14 protein-coding genes are annotated in these 12,546 nt (G+C 64.4%); 6 read left to right on the top strand and 8 right to left on the bottom strand.

Annotated features, from left to right (window positions below; translation table 11 throughout):
- Positions 1-20: 20 nt before the first annotated feature.
- From DBZ32_RS03870 to DBZ32_RS03855, 4 genes are all read right to left on the bottom strand, one after another.
- Positions 21-509, bottom strand: coding sequence for an NfeD family protein (locus DBZ32_RS03870; protein ID WP_119165781.1), 489 nt, complete (start codon positions 507-509; stop codon positions 21-23).
- A 90-nt stretch (positions 510-599) separates the two neighbouring features.
- On the bottom strand, positions 600-1,559 hold the full coding sequence (locus DBZ32_RS03865) for an SPFH domain-containing protein (protein ID WP_208539091.1): 960 nt from the start codon (positions 1,557-1,559) through the stop codon (positions 600-602).
- A 239-nt stretch (positions 1,560-1,798) separates the two neighbouring features.
- A complete protein-coding gene (locus DBZ32_RS03860; RefSeq protein WP_119165780.1) occupies positions 1,799-2,041 on the bottom strand; it encodes an Lrp/AsnC ligand binding domain-containing protein in 243 nt (80 codons plus the stop codon).
- Between the two features lie 102 nt (positions 2,042-2,143).
- A complete protein-coding gene (locus DBZ32_RS03855) occupies positions 2,144-3,784 on the bottom strand; it encodes a DEAD/DEAH box helicase (protein WP_119165779.1) in 1,641 nt (546 codons plus the stop codon).
- A gap of 284 nt (positions 3,785-4,068) precedes the next feature.
- Here DBZ32_RS03855 and DBZ32_RS03850 point away from each other — a divergent pair, with 284 nt between their 5' ends.
- Both DBZ32_RS03850 and DBZ32_RS03845 read left to right on the top strand, forming a co-directional pair.
- Positions 4,069-4,668, top strand: coding sequence for a hydrolase (locus tag DBZ32_RS03850; protein WP_162906544.1), 600 nt, complete (start codon positions 4,069-4,071; stop codon positions 4,666-4,668).
- A 67-nt stretch (positions 4,669-4,735) separates the two neighbouring features.
- On the top strand, positions 4,736-5,437 hold the full coding sequence (locus DBZ32_RS03845) for an alpha/beta fold hydrolase (protein ID WP_119165777.1): 702 nt from the start codon (positions 4,736-4,738) through the stop codon (positions 5,435-5,437).
- Between the two features lie 58 nt (positions 5,438-5,495).
- On the opposite strand, the gene DBZ32_RS03840 is transcribed toward DBZ32_RS03845, so the two are convergent.
- Together DBZ32_RS03840 and parE are read right to left on the bottom strand one after the other, a co-directional pair.
- Positions 5,496-6,098 carry a hypothetical protein gene (locus DBZ32_RS03840; RefSeq protein ID WP_119165776.1) on the bottom strand — a complete coding sequence of 201 codons (603 nt, stop codon included), beginning with the start codon at positions 6,096-6,098 and terminating at the stop codon, positions 5,496-5,498.
- 121 nt (positions 6,099-6,219) lie between these two features.
- Positions 6,220-8,211 (bottom strand): DNA topoisomerase IV subunit B, encoded by a 1,992-nt coding sequence (gene parE / locus DBZ32_RS03835; RefSeq protein ID WP_119165775.1) that lies wholly within the window; start codon positions 8,209-8,211, stop codon positions 6,220-6,222.
- Positions 8,212-8,308: 97 nt separating this feature from the next.
- Between parE and DBZ32_RS03830 the strand changes: the two genes are divergently transcribed.
- The 4 genes from DBZ32_RS03830 to DBZ32_RS03815 all read left to right on the top strand — a co-directional run bounded on the left by DBZ32_RS03830 (position 8,309) and on the right by DBZ32_RS03815 (position 11,034).
- The gene (locus DBZ32_RS03830) at positions 8,309-8,704 is read left to right on the top strand and encodes an acyl-CoA thioesterase (RefSeq protein ID WP_119165774.1); all 396 of its coding nucleotides are present in this window, start codon (positions 8,309-8,311) and stop codon (positions 8,702-8,704) included.
- 229 nt (positions 8,705-8,933) lie between these two features.
- A complete protein-coding gene (gene motA / locus DBZ32_RS03825; protein WP_119165773.1) occupies positions 8,934-9,806 on the top strand; it encodes a flagellar motor stator protein MotA in 873 nt (290 codons plus the stop codon).
- A gap of 90 nt (positions 9,807-9,896) precedes the next feature.
- Positions 9,897-10,280, top strand: coding sequence for a hypothetical protein (locus DBZ32_RS03820; RefSeq protein ID WP_119165772.1), 384 nt, complete (start codon positions 9,897-9,899; stop codon positions 10,278-10,280).
- 133 nt (positions 10,281-10,413) lie between these two features.
- The gene (locus DBZ32_RS03815) at positions 10,414-11,034 is read left to right on the top strand and encodes a PAS domain-containing protein (RefSeq protein ID WP_119165771.1); all 621 of its coding nucleotides are present in this window, start codon (positions 10,414-10,416) and stop codon (positions 11,032-11,034) included.
- 70 nt (positions 11,035-11,104) lie between these two features.
- Here the strand turns inward: DBZ32_RS03815 and DBZ32_RS03810 are convergent, their stop codons facing one another.
- Positions 11,105-11,773, bottom strand: coding sequence for a thiamine phosphate synthase (locus tag DBZ32_RS03810; RefSeq protein ID WP_119165770.1), 669 nt, complete (start codon positions 11,771-11,773; stop codon positions 11,105-11,107).
- Positions 11,770-12,543, bottom strand: coding sequence for a thiazole synthase (locus DBZ32_RS03805; protein ID WP_119165769.1), 774 nt, complete (start codon positions 12,541-12,543; stop codon positions 11,770-11,772). The genes DBZ32_RS03810 and DBZ32_RS03805 overlap by 4 nt, the downstream gene beginning before the upstream one ends.
- Positions 12,544-12,546: the final 3 nt, after the last annotated feature.

The raw sequence follows: 12,546 nt of genomic DNA, 5'->3' as shown, positions 1-12,546 counted from the left end.
CGGCGGGGTTTGCAAAGGGGCTAAGGCGTCCCGTCGGATAGGCCGGTCTTGGATTGCGTCGGCGTCTCCGTCACGGCCGGCTCAACCGTCAAAGCCGCCGCCACCTTGTCCCAAGCGACGACACGGACCTTCTTGCCGGCCGGTAGATCGGGCCCGACAATTCGCCAGCGGACATCGCCGATCCAAAGGTGGCCGGAGCCGAACTCGATCGGGGCGTCCAGCCGGAACACGCGTCCGGCCAAGCCTTCGTCGGGCCGATTCAGGCTTGGCGCTCCGCCGCTGCCGCCGAAGCGGCGCAACCAGAGGCGCGAGAGCAAAGTCGCCAGAACCGAGGTCGCCGCGAAGATCGCGATCTGCCAGCTCAGAGCCAGTTCGGGAGCGAGCGTCAAGAGCACGCCGACGAGCAGAGCGCCGATACCGAACCAGAGCAGGACCAACCCGGGCAGTGCCAGTTCGGCACCGATCAAGATCACTCCGAGCGCCACCCAATGCCACCAGACGAAGGTCATGCTGTCACCTCCTTTGCGAGGAGCCTGCGAAATCGTCTGGCAAGAGCCGTGGGGCCGTTACAGACGGACCGGGCGGACGCGGAGCGGCGCTCAAGCCTGGCCGGAAGGGTCGCCGGAGGTCGGAAGAGCGCTGCGGCCGCGGCGGCGCGGCGCTCCCGACTCGTCCGCCGTCAGGCTGTCGCGCAGCAACTCGGCGACACCGGCCAAGCTGCCGAGCACACCGGTGGTCTCGAGCGGCATGAGCAGAACCTTCTGGTTCGGCGAGCCGGCGAAGGCCTTCAGGGCCTCGACGTACTGCTGGCCGACAAAGTACTGCAAAGCCTGGGCATCGCCGGCCTGGATCGCATCCGAGACCAACTGCGTCGACTTCGCCTCGGCTTCGGCTGAACGCTCGCGCGCCTCGGCGTCGCGGAAGGCCGCTTCCCGCCGGCCTTCGGCCTCCAGAATGGCCGCAGCCTTCTTGCCCTCGGCGAGCGTGACCTCCGCACGGCGGTGACGCTCCGCCTCCATCTGTCGCGACATCGCGGCAACGAGGTTCTGGGGCGGCGAGATGTCCCGGATCTCGACCCGGCGCACCTGTACGCCCCAGGTGCTCGTCGCTTCGTCGATAACGGACAGCAGCTTGCGGTTCATCGCCTCCCGCTCCGACAGCGCCTGGTCCATCTCCAGGGAGCCGAGCACGGTGCGAATGTTGGTCATGGCCAGGTTCTCGATCGCCGCTTCCAACTTGTCGACCTGATAGGCGGCCTTAGCCGAATCCACGACCCGGTAGAAGACCACGGCATCGACTTCGACCTCGGCGTTGTCGCGTGTGATCACGGACTGAGACGGAATATTCAAAACAGTCTCCATCACACTGATATTGCGACCGATCGTATCGACGACAGGGACGATGAAATGAAGGCCTGGCTGCAGGGTGCCGCGCCAGCGGCCGAAGCGCTCGACGGTGTACTCGAACCCCTGGGGAACGACCCGGGCACTGAGCAGAACCAGACCGACCACCAGGATCGTGGCGACGATGACGAAGATCAAGAAACCGTCGATGACCATTCTTCCTCCTGCAGTCGCAAACGCGGCGCTTGCTCTGCCGCGCTGCCGTAAAGGGATTCACTATCCTACCAGAAACCCTTGAGTCCTAAGGATTTTAGAACAAACGCCAAACGGTTATGGAGGAAGCCTCCTGCCAACACAAGTTAAGAGTGCGCTCGATGAAGGCACTCACAGGCCATGCGGGCAGGGGGCTCCGCAGGCCGCAGTCGCGCTCACTATGAGAGTGCCGGAGTGACGCTTCAGGCGAAGGCTTTGAAGGCGATCAGGGTGAAGGTGTCTTTGATGCCGGGCAGGCGCTGAACCGACTCATTGACGAAATGACCGATGTCCAGATCGCTGGGCAGGTAGCATTTGACCAGCAGGTCGTATTGGCCGGAGGTCGAGTGAACCTCGGAGACCTGCTCGACGCCCTGCACCAGGGCGTCCGCGACTTCGTACGCGCGCCCGAGCTCGCATTTGATTTGAATGAAGATCGTCTGCATCGCGGCAGCCTAAAGCAGGATGTGAGCGTGTGGAATCGCGATTGCACGTCTGTGCTCGGCTCCAGGGCCGCCATGGCCGAGGAACGGAGCCGCCGTCCGTTCTCAGCTGCTGGCGGTCAGCGGAACGCGCTTGAGCAGGAAGGCCGGTATGTCGGCACCAAAGGCCGTGTCTCTGGCCTCGGGCGGTAAAGTTCGTGTTTCCGGACGTGCCGTCTCGGCCCTGTTCTCCGTCGCCGGCTCGGGCCGGCGGGGAGACTCGCCTTGGCGTCCCTGACCTGCTTCGTCGCTAGGGGCGGCGTCGCCGCGACGGCGGCGTGCCCGTTGAGCGCCGGCTTCGGCCGAGCGCTGAGCGGCGGCATTGAGCGCGCCGGAATTGGCCTGATCCCCGGACGCTGCCTCCACGGCCTCAATGGTCTCCGCCGCTACGCTTGGCGCATCGGCGCTGCCGGTCTTACGGCGTCCGCGTCCGCCGCGGCGGCGTCCGCTCCGGCGGCTGCTGCGTTCTTCGGCGGGAGCGGCATCGACCGTCGTTTCCTCGGCGGCGCCCGTCTCGGCCGGGCCTGTTTCCGCAACAGGCGTCTCGCTTTCGCGCGCGGCTACTTGGCCAGGTTCTGCCTCGCCCGCCTCTTCATCCAAAATCTTGCTCCCGATCAGTTTTTCGATCGCGGATAGAAGTTTGAAGTCAAGACGGGTTACGAGGGTAAAGGCTTCGCCGCTGCGGCCTGCGCGGCCCGTGCGGCCGATCCGGTGAACGTAGTCCTCCGCATTGCTGGGCACGTCGAAGTTGAAGACATGGCTGACCTTGGGAATGTCCAGGCCGCGCGCCGCCACGTCGGAGCAGACCAGCAAGCGAATTTCGCCCTTCTTGAAGCGATCCAGGGTCTCCATGCGCGCCGGCTGCGCCATGTCGCCGTGAAGCTCGGCCGCGTCGTAGCCGTGGCGCTGAAGCGAACGGTAGACGATACCGACGTCGCGCTTGCGGTTGCAGAAGATCAGACCGCTACCCAAGCCGTCGCCGGCCCGGTCGATCAGATCGCGCAGGGCGGCCCGCTTGTGCTTGGGCTCTGAACCGCATCGCACCAGGCGTTGCGTCACGTTGGCTGCCGGCGAAGCCGGCGGAGCCACCCTGATCTCCTTCGGGTTCATCAGGAAGGCTTCGGTCAGCTTGCGGATCTCGGGCGCCATGGTGGCGGAGAAGAAGAGCGTCTGCCGGAGCGGCGGCAAGAGCTTCACGATGCGCTCGACGTCCGGGATGAAGCCCATATCGAGCATCCGGTCCGCTTCGTCGATCACCAGCGTCTTGGTGTCGGCCAGCAGGATGTTGCCGCGCTCGAAGAGGTCGAGCAGGCGGCCGGGCGTGGCGATCAGAACATCAACGCCGCGCTCCAGCAGAGCCTGTTGATCCTTGAAAGATCCGCCGCCGATCAGCAAGGCGTGAGTCAGGCGCGTGTACTTTCCGTACTTCTCGAAATTCTCGCCCACCTGGGCGGCCAGCTCACGTGTCGGCTCCAGGATGAGCGAGCGCGGCATCCGCGCCTTGGCACGGCCGCTCGCCAGGATATCGATCATCGGTAAGGTGAAGGAGGCGGTCTTGCCGGTTCCGGTCTGCGCGACGCCCATGACGTCACGGCCCATCAGCACGTAAGGAATCGCGGTTTCTTGAATAGGCGTAGGCGTCTCGTAGCCGGCCTCGGCAACGGCGCGCAACACCTCTGGGCTCAGTCCGAGCTCTTCGAAGGTCATGCGTGAAATCGTTTCTTCTTCGTAAGATGTAAGGGAGCTGTGGATCGGCGTCTGGCCTAGGCCAAGTTTTCCGCGATCTCAGAACCAAAGCGGCTCTTTGACCCCCAGATGGCCACCGTTGTCTCGGATTCAATGACAAAAGTCAACATAACCTGCATGAAACCGCCCCAACGATGGCTCACTCTTACCGCTCTTCGACATAGTGTTGCGCGTCTTGGCCGCTGCTGGAACGATCGTTATTGTCGCGGTTACTCGTAGCCTTACGCTGTAATACATTGATCAGCATGCCCTCATCGAGACCCGCCGCTCAGCCGTCGTCCCCGTCAACTTCGCTTCTGGCTGCCGAGTCCTCGGCGCTGCTGGTGGTCGACGTGCAGGAAAAGCTTGCTCCCGCCATCGCCGGAGGCGCGGCCGCACTCGAGCGCATCGGTTTGGTTCTGGAGGCCGCCCTGGCGCTGCAGGTGCCCGTTCTCGCCAGCGAGCAATATCCCCAGGGTCTTGGGCCCACGGTTCCGGACCTGTCGGCACGGCTGCCCGAGAGCTTGCGCATCGCAAAGACTCATTTCTCCTGCCTGCGCGAAGCGCGTTTTGCCGAGCGCTGGTTCGCACTGGGCCGCCGCCAGGTGCTGATCTGCGGCATGGAAGCTCATGTCTGTGTCCTACAGACCGCCCTCGACTTCGCCGCAGCCGGAATTGAAACCTTTATCCTGGCAGATGGCATCGGCAGCCGACGGGACGCCAATCGCCAGCTTGCGCTCCAGCGCCTGGCCATGGCGGGCGTCATGCCCCTGCCGGCGGAATCGGCGGTCTTCGAGTGGCTGGGGGACTCCGACAACTCAGCCTTCCGGTCCTTGATCGCCCGTATCAGGGATAGCGGCCACTAAGGCAGCACCTGCTTGAACCCAGCGTACTCCAACTCCTCGTAAGGTCATCCGGAGGAAAACCAACGACGTGAGCGACAGGCCCGTTCTCGCACTGCTGCCCGGATTGCTTTGCGACGCCGCACTCTGGAGACCGCAAATCGAAGGTTTGGCCGATTTCGCCGAACCCAGGGTCGCGGACCTGACCCGAGACGACTCTATTGCGGCCATGGCCCGACGTTGCCTCGCTGACCTGCCGGAGCGCTTCGCTCTGGCCGGCCTCTCGATGGGCGGCTACGTGGCGCTTGAGATGTTCCGGACCGCACCCGAGCGGGTGACTCGCCTGGCGCTGCTGAACACGCGGGCGACCGCCGATACGGCGGAGGACCGGCAGCGTCGCGGGGATCTCCTGGCGTTGGCCGACCGCGGCCAGTTCAAGGGCGTGACACGACAGCTTTTGCCACGCCTGATCCACCAGGACAGGCTGCAAGACGAGGCCCTGACCTCCGTCATCTACGCGATGGCCGAAACCGTCGGCCGTGCCGGCTTCATCCGCCAGCAAAGGGCGATCATGCGGCGCGACGACATGCGGCCGCTTCTGCCAACGATCCGCGTGCCGACGCTCGTGGCGGTCGGCCGGCAAGACGCGCTGACGCCTCCGGCCATGGCCATGGAATTGGCCGCGGGTATTCCGGACGCGCGTCTGGATGTCCTGGAGCACTGCGGTCATCTCACGACCCTGGAGCGACCGGACGAAACCACCGCCGCCCTGCGCCGTTGGCTCGGGAGCTAGAGCAGATCCAACGTAATCGTCGGATTCTTAAGGCAAGTCCGACCGATCCCACTCCGGTCTAGCCGCCCGGCCGGGAATCGCCGCTGCGGCGCAGTTCGTCGTTGGCCCCGGCGGGCGGGAAAAGGGCAAGCCCCAGGGCGCGGATCGTGGCGGTGAAGGCGGGATCGTCCACCCCCGTTACGGGACCGACGTTGGCGACGGCGGAGGTCACGCGGTCGCTGCCGACGCAATAGGCGGCCATGATCCGCAGCCCATCGGCACCGTTTGCCTCTACGGCCGGCGGTTCGCCGCTGCGGCAGAGCTGCGGCGCCGAGGTCGCGCCGGGCGCGTCGAACACGGTCACCACGCGGTAGGAGCTCCGGAAATCCTCGGGCGGTGCGACGATGAAATCCACCGGCGGTCCGAAGTGGCTCCCTTCGAAGAGCGTGCCGACCTGCTCGGCGAACTCGGTCCTGTCTCCCGCAAAAGGCTGACCGCCGAGTTGCAACAGGACACCGCCGCGGCTCTGGGCAAACCCGAGGTCGGAGGGGTCGTAGCTCGATCCCACGTACTGTTGGTTGATAACGACACCGCCGGGACCGATCGCACCGCCTGGCGCGCAGGCCGCCAAGAGCCCTCCGAGCGATGCCGCCAAAAGGCTGCCGAGTGCTGTTTTCTTCATCGACTTTCTCCGACTCCTGCGGCGTTCACGCCAAGTAGTACGCAGCTATCGTCGGATCTTAACCACGCTCAGGCTATGAGCGTCGTCACATCGATGGGCGAACGCTCTGCGGCGTTGCAGGTCAGACGTCCAATTCGTCCGCCGTCACGAAGCGCGCGTTCTCCTGAATGAAGGCGAAACGCAGTTCCGGCTTGCGGCCCATCAAATGGTCGACCCGCTCGCGCGCCAGTCGTTCTTCGCCAAGCGGATCGGGGTCGGTGGCGTCGTTCACCACCACGCGCAGCAGCGTGCGGGTTTTGGGGCTCATCGTCGTCTCGCGCAACTGCACCGCCGGCATTTCGCCGAGGCCCTTGAAGCGACTGACCTCCACCTTCGACTTGCCCTTGAAGTCGCTGGCCAGCAGTTCCTCCCGATGGGCGTCGTCGCGGGCGTAGCGGGTCACTCCGCCGGCTGTCAGACGGTAGAGCGGCGGCTGTGCCAGGTAGAGCCGTCCGGCCGCGACCAGGTCCGGCATTTCCTGAAAGAAGAAGGTGATGAGCAGGCTTGCGATATGGGCGCCGTCGACATCGGCGTCGGTCATGATAACGACCCGCTCGTAGCGCAGCTTGTCGAGATCGAAGTGGGCGCGCGTGCCGCAACCGAGCGCCAACTGAATGTCGTTGATTTCCTGATTGGCTTTCAACTTGTCGGCCGAGGCGCTGGCGACGTTGAGAATCTTACCGCGCAAAGGCAGCACGGCTTGAGTCTCGCGCGCACGCGCCTGCTTGGCCGATCCCCCGGCCGAATCGCCCTCCACCAGGAAGACTTCGGTGCCTTCCGCCGTGGTGCGGCTGCAGTCCGTCAACTTACCGGGCAGGCGCAGTTTGCGGGTCGCCGTCTGGCGCTTCAGCTCGCGTTCCTGCCGTCGGCGCAGACGCTCCTCGGCGCGCTCGACGAAACGCTCGAGCAGCCGCCGCGCTTCGTCCGGCCGGGCCGAGAGCCAATGCTCGAAATGATCCTTAACCACGTTCTCGACCAGGCGTGTGGCCTCGGCCGTGGCGAGCTTCTCCTTGGTCTGACCTTGGAACTGCGGCTCGCGGATGAAGAGCGAGAGCAGTTGGAAGGCGCCGCCCAAGACGTCCTCGGCGGTGAGTTGGCCGGTTTTCTTTATGCCGATCAGCTCGCCGTAAGCCTTGGCGCCGCGCAGCAGAGCGGATCGCAGCCCCTGTTCGTGGGTGCCGCCTTCCGGCGTCGGGACGGTGTTGCAGTAGCTGGAAGCGAAACCCTCTTCGTCGGCCGGCCAGGCGACGGCCCATTCGACTCGTCCCTGACCGTCCGGGAACTGCGCTTCGCCTGCGAAGGGCTCCGGAACGAAAGTCTTGCGCTTACCGAGACTGGCGGTCAGGAAATCCTTTAGACCGTCCGGAAAGTGAAGGGTGGCCTCCGTCGGTGTGCTGTCGCCCTCGGCGATCAGGTCCGCTGCGCATTTCCAGCGGATTTCCACACCGCGGTAGAGGTAGGCCTTGGACCGCGCCATTTTGTAGAGGCGTGCCGGCGAGAACTGCGCGTTCGCCCCGAAGATCGTCGGATCCGGCAGAAAGCTGATGGTCGTGCCTCGACGATTCGGCGCGCCGCCGACGTTCTCGAGCCGGGTCTGCGGGGTGCCCTTCCGGAAGACCTGGCGCCAGAGCTTTCGGTCGCGGGCGACCTCGACCTGCAACTCCTCGGCCAGAGCATTGACGACCGACAGGCCGACGCCGTGCAGTCCGCCCGAAGTCTCGTAGGCCTTCTGGCTGAACTTGGCGCCAGAATGCAGAGTCGTGAGAATGACCTCCAACGCCGACTTGTCTTTGAACTTCGGATGCGGGTCGATCGGAATGCCACGGCCGTTGTCGCTCACCGTGACCTGGTTGCCGCCCCCCAGTTCGAGTTCGATGCGGCTGGCATGCCCGGCGACGGCCTCGTCCATCGAATTGTCGAGCAGTTCGGCCACCAGGTGATGCAGCGCGCGCTCGTCGGTGCCGCCCACGTACATGCCGGGCCGGCGGCGTACCGGTTCCAGACCCTCCAGGACCTCGATATCGGCGGCGGTGTAGCTGTCTTGCGTCTGGGCGGTTTGGAAGAGATCGGCCATGGCTTGCAGTATAGGAATCGGAGGGCGACGCATTCAAGCAGATGCGGTAGCTTCCAGCCCGAGAGCCACGATATCTTGTGGATGATTGAGGAGCGAGATGAAGAACAGAGGCGATGGTGGCCCGCCCGATGGCGAGCCGGCGCTGAAAACCGTCGCCATGCCGGGCGATGCCAATCCGAACGGTGACATCTTCGGCGGATGGGTGATGGCGCAGATGGACCTGGCCGGCGCCGTGCCGGCGGTGCGCCGCGCTCAGGGTCGCGTCGCGACCGTGGCCGTGGAAGCCATGCGGTTCCACAAGCCGGTGTTCGTGGGCGACCTGGTCAGCTGCTATGCCGACTTGGTCACGGTCGGACGCACCTCCATGACGGTGCGCGTTGAGACCTGGGCCGAGCGTCGGATCGTGCAGGAGCGGGTCAAGGTTACGGAAGGGATCTTCGTCTATGTCGCGATCGACGAAACGGGCGGAAAGCGGTCGATTCCGGAGGTCTAGCCGGCGCTGCCGGTCTTCTTTTCACCCGCCACAGCCGTTCTGTGAAAGCACGCTGCCCGGATAGGCGGTATGAGAAGCAGACCGCTGATTTCACTAGACAATCCCAGGTTGTTCGGGACGTCGATTAAGCCCTCTTTAAACCCAGTGCCGCATTCTGACACGCGCTGTGCAGGTTTTGCGGAAGCCGCAATACCCTGACGGTGTCGGCTATCTACTGGGTGAGGCATCCATGCTTTCGATTGGCGGTGTGGCCATAGTTTTCATCATGGTGTTCGGCGGCTACACGCTCGCCGGCGGCAAGATGGGCATCATTATCTACGCCTTGCCCTTCGAGATGATGATGATCGGCGGCGCCGCGGTCGGCGCTTTCCTGATCGCCAACTCCGCCGAAACCCTGAAGAAGTCGCTCGGCGGCTTGGGGCGCGTCTTCAAGGGACCGCGCTGGTCTCGCGACGACTACCGCGATCTTCTGTGCCTGATGTACGGCTTGATCAAGGTGATAAAAACCAAGGGCGCTGTCGGTCTGGAGCCACATATCGAGGCGCCGAACGAGAGCCCCATTTTCTCGTCCTATCCCAAGATTGTGGCCGACAAGATCACCTGTGCCATGATCTGCGATACGCTACGTATGGTCACCATGAACCTCGACGATCCGCATCAGATCGAAGAGTACATGGAGAAGCAGATCGAGAAGCTTCATCACGAAGCCGGCAAACCTGCCCATGCGCTGCAGACCATGGCAGACGGCCTGCCTGCGCTCGGGATCGTCGCGGCCGTTCTCGGCGTCATCAAGACCATGGCCTCGATCGACCAGCCGGTGGAGGTTCTCGGTAAGATGATCGGCGGCGCACTGGTCGGCACCTTCCTGGGCGTCTTCCTGTCCTACGGCCTGGTCGCACCGATGGCCGGACGACTGCAGCAGATCATCGACGAGGATATGCAGTTCTACATGATCATTCGCGACACCATTACGGCCAACCTACATGGTCATGCCGCCCAGGTTGCAGTCGAAATCGGTCGCGGCAACGTGCCGACAAAGATCCAGCCGAGCTTCTACGATCTGGAAGAGGCACTCAACAACGCGCCGGCCGAAGCGGCTTAGGCAGAATCTCGTCAGGTCCGATCGCGTTATAGTCGGCAAGCCATCTTTTACACTCTAGCCTGGAGCGGCGATCTTCGGCACTCTCAGGCCATGGCTATCAAAGCTTCGGCGATTGTTGCGACACTTACGGTTTTGCTTGGCACAGGCGGTCTTTCGCCCGTTTGGGCGGGGGAAGCCGATGTCGTTGCCGCTCGGCTGTCGCTTCAGGGCGATGGCCGTTATACGGCCGAAGTCACCGTCCGCCACGCCGATACCGGATGGGATCACTACGCCGACCTCTGGGAGGTCCTGAGCCCCAATGGCGACTTGCTGGGCGCGCGTACGCTGCACCACCCTCACGTTGAAGAGCAGCCCTTCACCCGATCTCTCCGAGATTTGGAGATCCCGGTCGGGATCGATCGGGTCATCGTTCGGGCACGGGATTCCGAGCACGGGTTTGGGGGTGCGGAACTGACCATCGATGTGCCGCGCTGACCGTCGTGTCGCTGTTTGGCGTTTACGAATCTCTTGGTGCCGGCACCGGAGGCCAGCAGGTGCCGATGTTTAAGAGCGGGCCGGGTCGCTCGTTTTCGCAGGGTGGCTTGTTTCCAATGCAGGTCCCGACCAGGTGAGTTCAACAGGCTGGACCCGGCGGTACGGCTTGGAAACCGGCCGCTCGACCCTGCTTCGGGTCGGGCAGGTGCCGAGTCCGCCGGTCCAACGCCTCTACGGCTACTGGTCGCATCAAACCGGAAAGGACGGTCTGATGCCGCGTCACGCCTTCGATCCCGCCGATCTCGGGGCGCTCCTGGCCAACGTTCTCTTCATCGAGGTGCTTTCGAACCCCTGCGATTTGAAGATCCGCGTCGCGGGACAGGAAATCGAAGAACGCTACGGCCGGTCCCTGCGCGGTCTGTCGATCTTCGAGACCTTTCCGCTCGTACGCCGCAAGGACACGTCGCACCAGTGGTCCGAAATCTTGATCGATCGCCAGCCGAAGTATCGGCGTGGTGCGATGGTCTTTCCCAACGACCGGGTTTTCGAGGCCGAGCGGATCATGCTGCCGCTATCGGCCACCGCCAGCGGTTCGCCGGTCGACGGTTCATCCGCCACACGTTCTTCAGCCACGTCTTCTCCGGCCGGCGAACCGCCCTGCGGGGTCGCTTACATTCTGGCAGCCGTCTTCTATCAGCCCCTCAGCCTTGAAGACCTCGAGATGACGGCGATCTCCGCGACCTTGATCCCCTAGGCTCCGGACCTGTTGGTCCGGAAGGGTATCGCGGCCACTTCCAGGATCAGTTTGTCCAGGGTGAGATCGGTCACCGCCTGGTGCGGACGGGGGCGTCCGCCCGACCCGGGTTCGGGCACGGCGAACTGACGGGCATGGCGGCTCGTCGCGTCGCCGCCAACCAGGCGCGCATCCGGGCGTCGGGGTCGTCGTGCAGGGTGATGTCCGTGACGGCCGAAACGATGTCGGCACCCGCCGCGAAGGCACCGGCCGCGCGCTCGACACTCATCCCGCCGATCGCAACGAGCGGGATATCGCCGACCAGCCGTTTCCATTCCGTCACTCGGTCCAGCCCTTGCCGGTCCCATTTCATCTTCTTCAGGATCGTCGGGTAGATAGGCCCGAGCGCCACATAGTCCGGCGTGAAGGACAGCGCGCGTTGGAGTTCGGCGTGGTCATGCGTGCTGATCCCCAGCTTGAGGCCCGATCGGCGGATCGCTGACACATCCGCGTCGTCCAAGTCCTCCTGACCGAGATGCACCCAGTCGCAGCCCGCATCGATCGCCGTGCGCCAGTGGTCGTTGACCACCAGAATCGCGCCATGTGCCCGAGCGAGTGCTTGGGCTTTGGTCACGACCCCGCGCAGTGCCGTTTCCTGCATGTCCTTGATACGCAACTGAACGAGCTTTACGCCCAGCGGCAGCGCCCGCTGCAACCAGTTCAGGCCATCGAAGACGGGGTAGAATCGGTCGAGCGTCATGCGAGGAAAGCCTTGCCGATGACCGGTGTCGAGGGTGTCGCCATGTCGCGGGGCTCCATCGGATCGGCGAGATAGGCGAGCCGGCCCGCTTCGACCCCACGCGCGAAGCCTTCGGCCATTGCAGCCGGATCGCCTGCCTTCGCCACGGCGGTGTTCAGGAGCACCGCATCGACCCCCATCTCCATCGCCATTGCGGCCTGGCTAGGCAGGCCCAGGCCCGCATCTACGATCATCGGCACCTCGGGAAACTGCGCCCGCAGGGTGCGGAGGCCGTAGACGTTGGTCAGTCCGAGGCCCGTGCCGATGGGCGCCCCCCAGGGCATCAGCACCTCGCAACCCGCTTGGAGCAGCCGGTCGGCCAGTACTGCGTCCTCCGTGGTGTAGGGAAACACCTGGAAGCCGTCGTCGCTCAAAATGCGCGCCGCCTCCAGGAGGCCGAAGGGGTCGGGTTGGAGGGTATCGGCATGGCCGATGACTTCGAGCTTGATCCACGGCGTGTCGAAGAGTTCGCGAGCCATCTCGGCGGTCGTCACCGCCTCGCACACCGAATGGCATCCAGCGGTGTTGGGCAATACGCGAACCCCGAGTTGCCGCACGAGCGCCCAGAAGTCCGCACCCGCCTGGCCGCCGTCCGCTTCGCGCCGCAGCGAGACGGTCGCGATACCGGCACCGGAGCGACGGAAGGCGTCGGCAAGGATCGCGGGGGAGGGATAGTGTGCCGTGCCCAGCATCAGACGCGAAGGAACCTCGACGCCGTAGAAGCGTGGCATGGC

Origin of the sequence: Algihabitans albus (assembly GCF_003572205.1) — a bacterium.
In the GTDB taxonomy this organism is placed as follows: domain Bacteria; phylum Pseudomonadota; class Alphaproteobacteria; order Kiloniellales; family DSM-21159; genus Algihabitans; species Algihabitans albus.
This window is presented reverse-complemented; position numbering and strand designations above follow the sequence as displayed.

Coding starts and splice junctions, on each gene's coding strand:
- DBZ32_RS03830 (WP_119165774.1), top strand. CDS start 8,309: ATGAAGAACAGAGGCGATGGTGGCCCGCCCGATGGCGAGCCGGCGCTG.
- motA (WP_119165773.1), top strand. CDS start 8,934: ATGCTTTCGATTGGCGGTGTGGCCATAGTTTTCATCATGGTGTTCGGC.
- DBZ32_RS03860 (WP_119165780.1), bottom strand. CDS start 2,041: ATGCAGACGATCTTCATTCAAATCAAATGCGAGCTCGGGCGCGCGTAC.
- DBZ32_RS03805 (WP_119165769.1), bottom strand. CDS start 12,543: ATGCCACGCTTCTACGGCGTCGAGGTTCCTTCGCGTCTGATGCTGGGC.
- DBZ32_RS03855 (WP_119165779.1), bottom strand. CDS start 3,784: ATGACCTTCGAAGAGCTCGGACTGAGCCCAGAGGTGTTGCGCGCCGTT.
- DBZ32_RS03810 (WP_119165770.1), bottom strand. CDS start 11,773: ATGACGCTCGACCGATTCTACCCCGTCTTCGATGGCCTGAACTGGTTG.
- parE (WP_119165775.1), bottom strand. CDS start 8,211: ATGGCCGATCTCTTCCAAACCGCCCAGACGCAAGACAGCTACACCGCC.
- DBZ32_RS03840 (WP_119165776.1), bottom strand. CDS start 6,098: ATGAAGAAAACAGCACTCGGCAGCCTTTTGGCGGCATCGCTCGGAGGG.
- DBZ32_RS03820 (WP_119165772.1), top strand. CDS start 9,897: ATGGCTATCAAAGCTTCGGCGATTGTTGCGACACTTACGGTTTTGCTT.
- DBZ32_RS03850 (WP_162906544.1), top strand. CDS start 4,069: ATGCCCTCATCGAGACCCGCCGCTCAGCCGTCGTCCCCGTCAACTTCG.
- DBZ32_RS03870 (WP_119165781.1), bottom strand. CDS start 509: ATGACCTTCGTCTGGTGGCATTGGGTGGCGCTCGGAGTGATCTTGATC.
- DBZ32_RS03865 (WP_208539091.1), bottom strand. CDS start 1,559: ATGGTCATCGACGGTTTCTTGATCTTCGTCATCGTCGCCACGATCCTG.